The following is a 6,746-nucleotide window of genomic DNA, read 5'->3' as shown; positions in this document are numbered from 1 at the left end:
ATATTTTATAGCTTATTTCAAGCTTTTCCTAGCATATTTTTTGCCATAATTGGCGACACGACTGCCAATGTCAACGCCTATCAATTTGTTTCAGTTGAGTTAAAAGAAACCGCTTTTAGGATTGATGGTGTATTCATCCCTACAAGTGAAACCACAAACCAACCACTTTACTTTGTTGAAGTTCAGTTTCAAGTAGACCCGACTTTCTATAGACGCTTCTTTGCCGAAATCTTCCTTTACTTACGTCAAAACGAATCAGTCAATTTTTGGCGTGCTGTGGTTATCTATCCTCAAAAGAGTTTAGATCCAAGCGATCGTCTACCGTATGAGTTACTGCTAGACAGTTCACAAGTACAACGCATTTATCTAGATGAATTAGATTCGACAGAAAACTCCCTTCAAGTTGCGATCGTTAAATTAATTATCGAAAGAGAAGAGACAGCCGTTGACAAAGGTAGAGAATTGATTTTACAAGCAAGGCAACAACTGCCAGATGAATCTACCAGTAAGCAAATTGTAGAATTGATAGAGACTATTCTGTTGTACAAATTTACCCGGTTAAGCCGAGAGGAGTTAGCAGAAATGTTGGGTATAGACGACGAATTCAAAAAAACACGAATGTACCAATCAATCAAGGAAGACGGCTTAGAAGAAGGTCGCCAGGAAGGTCGCCAGGAAGGTCGCCAGGAAGGTCGCCAGGAAGGTCGCCAGGAAGCTAAGTTAGAAGCTATTCCCCGATTGTTGGCATTGGGATTGAGTGTAGAACAAGTGGCAGTGGCTCTCGATTTAACGGTGGCGCAAGTAGAGCAAGCAGCCCAGAATTAGTCTATCTGATAGTGGGCAGTGCTTGCCTCTAATCTAATCAGCAAGTGTCACGCCAAATAGCCTGTTTTAGACATCGCCTCTTTTTGTTTTAGCTAAACCAGAAGCGATGTCTACGAAGGGCTTACGCCTACGAACTCAAAACCTGGGTTACATCTTACCGTGTTGCAGCACTTGTTGTAGATGTTGGCGAATTTCTTGTGCGTGTTCAATATCAGATTGCCGCAATTTTTGGAACAACTCTACACAAGGTTGAGAACCTACTTGTTCTGCATCTTTGATGTAAGTATCGTAAGCTTTAACAGCTTCAGCCTTGTTGTGCAAAACGGTGACAAAATCATACTCCAAGTCGCTAATCGCTGTTTGAGATTGTCCGTTACCTGTATTTGTAGCCATTGCTTGAACCTCTTTTAGAATTTCTAATTAACGTTATATTCACCCTTAAAGAGCAATTCATCTTCCAAAAAGAGTATATTTCAATACGTCGGAAGTACATTGCAAAAATAATTTCCTGATACAACCTCACACAAAGGAGTGGGGAGTGAGGAAAAGTATTTTCCTCACTCCCCAGTACAGACACGATTAATCGCGTCTCTCCCACTCCCCATTTTCATAACAATTTATCCAAGCGGTTGGTTCTCATCACATTGACGTGAATACTGTAATTCCAACTCGTTTTGCCGTTCTCTACCTCCCCTATACACAACCGGACAAAACTTAGTGTTAGCGCTCATACAATCCATGTGTGGCGTTTTAGCGCATACCACAAGTAGTCCACCTAGAACAAACAACAAACCACAAATTGCAAGCGTATTAACCCAATGCATTTCCAGCGCTCCGTGAACTACTACCTCTCGCAGTAGAGATACAATTGTTACCTCAACTGCTACTCCCACAGAGATACTATGTTCTTGCAAATAGACCATTAATAGTCGAAATAACTCGACTAAAATCAACACAAATAGTATTTTTGCAGTCACATGTTTATAGTCTAGTGGCTGCGTGAGGGCGATAGCTATCCCCCACAATTGGATTAGCATGACGGCGAACAAACCCAAACACAAAACAATCACAATTAAATCTTGAAAGGCTTCCATGTTGCGAACAATTGATTGCCGATCGAGCCAGCGATCGCTAAATAAAAATCGACTTTTCTGGCGCTTTTGCATGTACATTTTTCCAATCGGGACGAGTTCAGACAACACCAGCGAGTCAACCCAATAGTTTTATGTTATGCAATATTAAGTTTTTCTGCCTCAGCGAGGTTGGTAATTTAAATTTTGTGCTTGTTGCAACAATTGCTCGGCATTTTTCGCCCACTGGGGATTTTTTTGGGCATTGTATAAATCTCTAGCAAATTGCAATACTTGTACTGCATCGCCATATTGCTGTAACTGCATAAAAACTAACCCAGCACCATAATAAGCATTGGGATAGTTAGAGTTAGCTTCGGCTGATTTTCTAAAAGCCTCTAATGCTTCTTGTAGTTTACTTTGTTGAAAAAAAATTGAGCCGAGATTGTAGTAAGCTTCTGGATACTTGGGATTAATTTTTAATGCCTGATAAAATGCACTTCTGGCTTGATCGAGTTTACCTTGTTGGAGATAACACATCCCTATATGGTAAGGAGGTTCTGGTGCATTTTTGCTATATTCTACAGCTTTTTTAAAAGATGCGATCGCTCGCTCGCAATCTCGTTGCTGTTCTTGTACTAATCCCAAGTTATAGTGGGCAAATCCGAGTTTGGGATCGAGTTCTAAGGCGCGTTGCAAATAGTCGTTAGCTAACTTTAAATTATTACCTTCTAACAACGCTCCGCCTAAATTAGCAAAAGCTGGAGCAAATTTCGGATCGGCTTGCGTCGCTCGATAAAATGCATCCGCAGAGGGTTGTAATTGTCCTGTTTGTCGGTATGCTAACCCCAGATTATAGTGCGCTGGTGCCAATGCCGGATCTAATTTAGCCGCTTGTTTAAAGGCTGCGATCGCATCTTGTACTCTTCCCGCCTGAATCGCTTGTAAGCCTTGGTTTAACCAGCCTACGGCAGTTTTAGGATTAGATTGTGCCAACCTTGAGGCGACAGAAGGAGATAGAGCAAGAGAGGGGAAGGAAATACTCATAACCAGCATCAAACTTACTAACCCTGCTATGCGATATTTAAAGAATGATAATCTCATTGATTTTCTGACTCGCAACACTTTCAGTTAAATTTACTGCATAAAAACTTTTTTACAAAACTTTTTGGTTCTGAATAAAAATTTGTGATACTTAACTTTTCTTAAGCTAAATCTTACGACAGGCTACAATTTTTTTAACTTTCAATTAAAGGGAGGATAATAACGAATTAAAGAAGGGGTAATTTTGACTCCATAGAACCATTTTTTTATCCCTTGATATTGATATATACAGAATCATGCGGTTATGAATGAATTACCGCAAGGGAGGTTTTTATGAACGAAAAAGTAAAATCGGGTTCGCGGAACGTTGCAATTGTTGGGCCTTATTTAAGTGGAAAAACCACTTTACTAGAAAGCTTGTTATTTGTCACAGGGGCAATTTCCCGCAAAGGCAATGTTAAGGACAGCAATACAGTAGGAGATAGTGCAGCCGAATCGCGCGATCGCCACATGAGTGTAGAAGTCAGCACCGCTAACACTGAGTATAACGGCATTCGCTTCACATTTATTGACTGTCCGGGAAGCGTAGAATTTGCTCAAGAAACGTACAATGCTTTAATCGGAGTCGATGCAGCAATTGTAGTTTGCGAACCCATCCGCGATCGCGTCCTTACCCTAGCCCCTCTATTTAAATTCCTAGACGATTGGGAAATTCCCCACCTCGTCTTTGTCAACAAAATGGATCGGGCAAATATTCACGTCCTAGAAACGTTACACGCCCTGAAAGCAGTATCTAGCCGTCCTTTGGTAGCGCATCAATATCCCATCATGAACGGGGAACAACTCACCGGCTTTATCGATATGGTGAGCGAACAGGCATATCAATATCATCCAGGCGCACCTGCCGATCCCATTCCCTTCCCCGAAAGTTTAAAGGAAGAAGAACATACAGCACGGGCAGAAATGCTCGAAGCTTTAGCAAATTTTGACGACCATTTACTCGAAGAACTTTTAGAAGACATCGAACCACCCCAAGAGGAAATCCTCAAAGATTTAAAAATGGAATTAGGGGCAGATTTAGTAGTGCCCGTTTTCTTTGGTGTAGCAGAACAAGATTATGGTGTTAGACCTCTATTAGAAGCCTTGTTACGAGAAGCCCCCGAACCAGAAACCACAGCAGAACGTCGTTTAAAAAACATAAAAGGTGATACAGCTTTAGCGCAGGTATTAAAAACTTACTACACTCCCCAAGGTGGCAAACTGTCTTTGGTGCGTGTTTGGCGTGGCAAATTAACTGATGGCATTGTCCTCAATGGCATTCGCACTGGTGGAATTTACCGCCTGATGGGACAACAACAGCAGTCAGTTAACCAAGTTAGTGCTGGTGAAATTGTTGCATTAAGCCGTTTAGAAGGAATCAAGACAGGCGATACAATCTCTATAGAACAGCAGTCGGCAATAAAATTACCCAAAGCTGTAGAGTTGGAACCAGTGTATGCTCTCGCCATTACACCAGAAAAGCGCAACGATGAAGTTAAACTCAGCAGTGCCATCACCAAGTTATTAGAAGAAGACTGCTCACTTGCTTGGGAACAACATGGCGATACCCACGAAGTTATTCTTTGGGGTCAAGGCGAGATTCATTTACAAGTCGCCTTAGACAGACTGCGCCGCAAATATAACTTGCCGATGACAACCCACTTGCCGCAAGTGCCTTACAAAGAAACCATCCGCAAAACAGTGGCTTCAGTTCATGGACGCTACAAACACCAAAGCGGTGGTCACGGACAGTTTGGTGATGTTTTTCTCGAAATCAAGCCTTTACCACGCGGTACAGGTTTCAACTTTAATGAAACCATTGTCGGCGGCGTGGTTCCCAAACAGTACATTCCTGGGGTGGAAATGGGCGTGAGAGAATTTCTGACACACGGGCCTTTGGGCTTCCCAATAGTGGATTTGGCGGTAACTCTGACTAATGGTTCATATCACAACGTTGACAGTTCCGAACAAGCCTTTAAACAAGCTGCCAGATTGGCAATGCAAACGGGGATACCCCAAGCGGAACCTACCTTGTTAGAACCAATTCTGCGGGTAGACGTTACTACACCGAGCGAATTTACTTCCAAAGTGCTGCAACTATTGAGTGGTAGACGGGGGCAAATTTTAGGCTATGAGGGTAGAAACGATTGGCAAGGCTGGGATAATGTCTCTGCATACTTACCACAAGCAGAGATGCAGAATTTTATTGTAGAGCTGCGATCGCTCACCTTGGGCGTTGGTTCCTTCCACTGGGAATATGACCATCTCCAAGAAGTACCAGAAAAACTCGCCGAACGCGTCATTCACAGCAATGGTAATGGTGGTAACGGCAACGGCAAGTAATTTTGAATTTTGAATTAATTGTAGAGTAGCGTAGGCTTTGCCTGTCGTAGGCATTGCTCCAAGGCTGAGATTCCTGACTTCTGAGAAAAGTCGGGAATCTTTTTTAATCTGTAAAAAGATTCGTAAACCGCTCTGACTTTTCACGTTATGTGGAAAAGCCAACGATTCACCTAACCCCCAACACGTAGCGGTAAGGGGAAAATTCAAAGTCTCTCTCCTCTTAGGAGAGAGATTTAGAGAGAGGTTTTCCACATCCCGTGAAAAGTCAGGTAAAGCGCTAACTTGTGTGAAATGGTATTAGTTTTATAAAAGCGTTTGGGCATTATGTGATTAAGTATATTCGTCTTAATTACACAGAAAAAACTCATGGGCTTTATAGTCTCTCTTGTAACTAGCCTAATTGCAATTCTCGTTTATCTCAATACAGGTAGGATATCTAGTGAAAGGTCACGTTTAGCAATACGCACAATTATGATATTAATTGGCAGTATTGCAGTACTGAATTCTTTTTCTAGACTTTTGGTGATTGTCCCACCTGGTAATGTCGGTGTCGTCAATTTTTTTGGTGAGGTTTCCGAAACTACTCTTAATCCTGGTGTCCACTTGCTTAACCCCTTTAGCAAGGTGCTGAATTTTTCTACTCGCATTAAGGATGTAAAAGAAAATGTAGATGCAACATCCCAAGAAGGTTTGAGCCTAAATCTTGATGTCAGTCTTCAGTACAAGCTCGATCCGCAAAAGGCAGCTACAGTATATAAAACAATTGGAACTGATGAAACACAACTGGTGATTTCCAGATTCCGCTCTACTGTCCGCGCCATCACGGCAAATTACCCAGCCAATGCTATTTACTCTACCAAACGGCAAGAAATCGCCCAAAAAATTGACCAACAACTCACCCAAGAAATACCTGCTTTGGGTTTCATCGTTGAGGAAGCTCTTTTACGAAACATTAAAATGCCTGATACTCTACAAGCTGCAATTCAAAATAAACTCAAGACAGAGCAAGAAAATCAGCAGATGAAATTTGTTTTAGAGAAAGAGCGTCAAGAGGCAGAACGAAAGCTTATTGAAGCGCGAGGTATAGCTGATTCCCAAAAAATTCTCTCTGGTGGGCTTACTAACCAAGTGCTACAATTACGGGCGATTGAAGCCACAGAAAAGCTAGCTAAATCTAATAATTCTAAGGTTGTAATTATTGGTTCCGAAAAAGGCGCAGTGCCTATTATGATCCAGCCATAAACAAGAACCTCAAAGCCCTAAAATTTTTTGATCGGGTCAATGACTTTTCAAATCATTTCTGCTTCACTTACACCCGTTGCTTTGGCGATCGTCTTTAGCAGATGCTCTTGATCTAGTTTAATATAAATTTGCTCATTATCCATTGTCTATTTCCTCCCATGACCATCGGGGGTTGCCTTATCT

Annotated in this window: 6 protein-coding genes; 3 read left to right on the top strand and 3 right to left on the bottom strand. The window is 41.9% G+C overall.

Annotated features, from left to right (window positions below; genetic code table 11):
• Positions 1-825, top strand: an 825-nt coding sequence (locus tag IQ229_RS07530) for an Rpn family recombination-promoting nuclease/putative transposase (protein WP_228013271.1), incomplete at its 5' end; no start/stop codon positions are given.
• A gap of 147 nt (positions 826-972) precedes the next feature.
• Here the strand turns inward: IQ229_RS07530 and IQ229_RS07525 are convergent.
• The 3 genes from IQ229_RS07525 to IQ229_RS07515 form a co-directional block, all read right to left on the bottom strand.
• Positions 973-1,218 (bottom strand): hypothetical protein, encoded by a 246-nt coding sequence (locus IQ229_RS07525; RefSeq protein WP_190960961.1) that lies wholly within the window; start codon positions 1,216-1,218, stop codon positions 973-975.
• 224 nt (positions 1,219-1,442) lie between these two features.
• On the bottom strand, positions 1,443-1,997 hold the full coding sequence (locus IQ229_RS07520) for a phosphate-starvation-inducible PsiE family protein (RefSeq protein ID WP_194042598.1): 555 nt from the start codon (positions 1,995-1,997) through the stop codon (positions 1,443-1,445).
• 81 nt (positions 1,998-2,078) lie between these two features.
• Positions 2,079-2,999 carry a tetratricopeptide repeat protein gene (locus IQ229_RS07515; protein WP_194042596.1) on the bottom strand — a complete coding sequence of 307 codons (921 nt, stop codon included), beginning with the start codon at positions 2,997-2,999 and terminating at the stop codon, positions 2,079-2,081.
• A gap of 273 nt (positions 3,000-3,272) precedes the next feature.
• Here IQ229_RS07515 and IQ229_RS07510 point away from each other — a divergent pair, with 273 nt between their 5' ends.
• Together IQ229_RS07510 and IQ229_RS07505 are read left to right on the top strand one after the other, a co-directional pair.
• Entirely contained in the window at positions 3,273-5,321 is a 2,049-nt protein-coding gene (locus tag IQ229_RS07510; RefSeq protein ID WP_194042594.1) for an elongation factor G, read from the top strand.
• A gap of 366 nt (positions 5,322-5,687) precedes the next feature.
• Complete coding sequence (locus IQ229_RS07505) at positions 5,688-6,563, top strand: prohibitin family protein (RefSeq protein WP_194042592.1); 876 nt, start codon at positions 5,688-5,690, stop codon at positions 6,561-6,563.
• The last annotated feature ends 183 nt before the right edge of the window (positions 6,564-6,746 follow it).

The sequence above is a fragment of the Nostoc cf. edaphicum LEGE 07299 genome (assembly GCF_015207245.1).
In the GTDB taxonomy this organism is placed as follows: domain Bacteria; phylum Cyanobacteriota; class Cyanobacteriia; order Cyanobacteriales; family Nostocaceae; genus Nostoc; species Nostoc edaphicum_B.
This window is presented reverse-complemented; position numbering and strand designations above follow the sequence as displayed.